Origin of the sequence: Weizmannia agrestimuris (assembly GCF_943193165.1) — a bacterium.
GTDB classification, from domain to species: Bacteria; Bacillota; Bacilli; order Bacillales; family Bacillaceae_C; genus Weizmannia; species Weizmannia faecalis.
This window is the reverse complement of sequence record NZ_CALPDC010000091.1, coordinates 1-2,669: the sequence shown is the minus strand read 5'-3', so window position 1 is coordinate 2,669 and position 2,669 is coordinate 1. Positions and strand designations below refer to the sequence as shown.

General features: G+C 35.3%; 2 protein-coding genes. Both read right to left on the bottom strand.

Annotated elements, in window-relative coordinates; genetic code table 11:
* Positions 1 to 985: 985 nt before the first annotated feature.
* Positions 986 to 1,870: a YitT family protein gene (locus NFR98_RS15620; RefSeq protein ID WP_014097404.1), complete on the bottom strand. Its 885-nt coding sequence runs from the start codon at positions 1,868 to 1,870 to the stop codon at positions 986 to 988.
* A 202-nt stretch (positions 1,871 to 2,072) separates the two neighbouring features.
* Positions 2,073 to 2,447: a MarR family winged helix-turn-helix transcriptional regulator gene (locus NFR98_RS15615; RefSeq protein ID WP_014097403.1), complete on the bottom strand. Its 375-nt coding sequence runs from the start codon at positions 2,445 to 2,447 to the stop codon at positions 2,073 to 2,075.
* Between the last annotated feature and the right edge of the window lie 222 nt (positions 2,448 to 2,669).

Here is a 2,669-nt window from a genome sequence, read left to right as displayed (position 1 = left end):
AATAAGCGATAAGAAGAAAAGCCGAAACAAACCAGAAAACTTGCAAAAAAATGGAAATTTGCAGGTTTATTTTTCGTACCTAAAATAAATGAAATAGGAAAAAATTTACCTACCAAAGTTACAAAGATATATTTTATGAATAATCAGTTATATCTAGAAATCCACACTTGGGAAAACTACCTATTACCGATGTTTGTTAGATTTTCGTCACGGATTCAGGTAAAAGATATAATGGTTAGCAACACGAGCATCATAACTTCTTCAATGAGTGACTTTATTTTTCTCATCGTTCCTAGTTTATTTTACCTGTCTGTTGGAATACTCATTTTCAAAAAAGCATTAGCCAAAGCGGTTGAAAAAGCAATCTTGGGTTTTCACTAAGTGAATGAAAAGAAAAGACTTAGCACGCAGAAAAGCAGCCAAAATAAAATGTTTACCCTTCAAACCCGAAGGCTTAAGAGGTACCGCCGTAAACAAAACATCACTTTTTAATCAATCGTATTTCGTGCCTTCGAGAAGGATTTCCATCGCTTTAAATCTGTATATATTGCCTAGTTTCAAGTTCATGACTTTCCAAATTGACCGTGGGAATCGCTGATGTTGCCAACATTGCGGGTAATGTTCTAGGTAAAAACATCTTTTAGACATCCCCCATTTTTAACGGCTTAATTTTGGGGTTTATTTTTGGATCCATTAGACTACAGGATTGAAAAATGTAAGTATGCTTAAATCTTTGAGAACCGGATAAAAAAACCGGGGTGACGACCATGTCGATTAATATTCACGGCTTGGCTCACGGTCGAAGCATGTTCATGATTAGATGCTTCAACTGATTTTCCAATATCATTTGCAAAAGCAACACCCCTTCCCAATTTTTCTCTTATATCATCAGCATATTCTTTTTAAGTTTTTTAAATCTAAAAAAGCACAGGATATTACCAATTGAAACAAGAAGATACGATGACAATCGGTGATAATATTTAAATTAATGTATGTTTCGTTTTTTGAAGTTACCACCCCTCACTTCTGAAACATCGTACACAGTTACAAAAGCATGCTTATCAATTTCATAAATAATTTCTTTTATTTTGCTATCCTCTAATCGGTTAATGACACATGTAATTTCTTTGAATTGTTCGTTTGAATAACCGCCTTCAACCAGGTTATACGTTGCACTACGTCCCAAGCGGTCACGTATGGTTTCAACCATTAATTCTGGTTGATCGGTGATAATTTTAAAGGTTTTAGAACCGCTTAACCCTTCTTCAACAATATGAATGACTTTGGAAGCAATAAAGTAGACAATTGCAGAAAGAATTGCTCCTTGGAGGCCAAATACTATGGCGACAATAATAAAAACAAACATGTTTAAAAATAAGATGAGGTCACTTGACCCAAAAGGCAATTTTCGAGAAAGTAGTACCGCTAACATATCAATCCCGTCTAATGCACCGCCATTCCGTAACGCCAACCCCATTCCAAATCCGATAATAATACCCCCAACAACGGTTATTATCATTGTATCACCTTGAATAATAGCAGGCAGGGGACGCATAAGTCTTGTACCAATAGCTAGTGAGGCAATACCTATCATTGAATAAATAGCAAAGCTTTTACCAATTTGTTTATACCCTAAAAATACAAACGGAATATTTATTACTACAATCAGAAGTCCCAGGGGCAATCCAGATAATTGAGAACCCACGATACTTAGGCCTGTTACCCCACCGTCCGATACATTATTTGGGATCAATACCGTTTCGAGTCCATATGCTGCTATAAAAGCGCCTATCATAACAGCTAATGCTCGTGACACCTTTTTAAGTCTAATGGTTCTTCTTTTCTTAGTGGTTGTACTGGTTGTACTCATTTGATTTCCCCTTTTCAACGATTTTCTCTTTAAGCTATACACTTATTCATTTATTGTTTTAATTGCCACGGTAGTGCTTATTTCCAATTTCACAAGTAATGCCTGACAATAACTTAGTAACCATATTCATTAAGGTGATTTAAAAGTTCCTGCTGTATACGAGTAAAGACTGAATATCTTCTTCAGGCATTTTTTCTATTGCTTAAAGCATCGCTTGATAAGGAATTGCGTTCTTACTTGATTTCTTTGCCAATTCCTCCCCTTTCAATGTTAACTGTAGCTTTACTTCTCTTCGATCTTCTGTTGAGAGTTTCCTTTCTATTAGACCCATATTAACCAATTTATCAATACCAACACTTATTGTACTCTTTGATAATACAAGCCTTTCTGCCAGCTCTTGCTGTGTGGATTCAGGAAAAGCGAGTAAAGTATTAAGGATGGATAGTTGTTGGAGAGACAAGCCAAAATTTTCCGCATTCTTTTTCGCTAATTTAGCTGTAAATTTGCCAATAGCCGTTAATAATTGATAAATCTCCATGGCTTGCTTCACTTTTGGGTCATCATAGTTTAAGTCCATTTTACTCACACCTTTAAGAAGTAGTTCATTTATAAACTGTTTTTATATAAACTATTTTACACTAAAAAGGGTAAAAAGAAAAATGGACTGGATCACTGGTATGTGTCAAGTTTTTCTCGACAAGGTTTAAATATCGGGTATTCCAAGACACTCTTTTTGTACACTTTCGGCTACCGTGCTTTACTTGCTCGGTGTAATTTTCGGAAAAGATGTAATATTTCC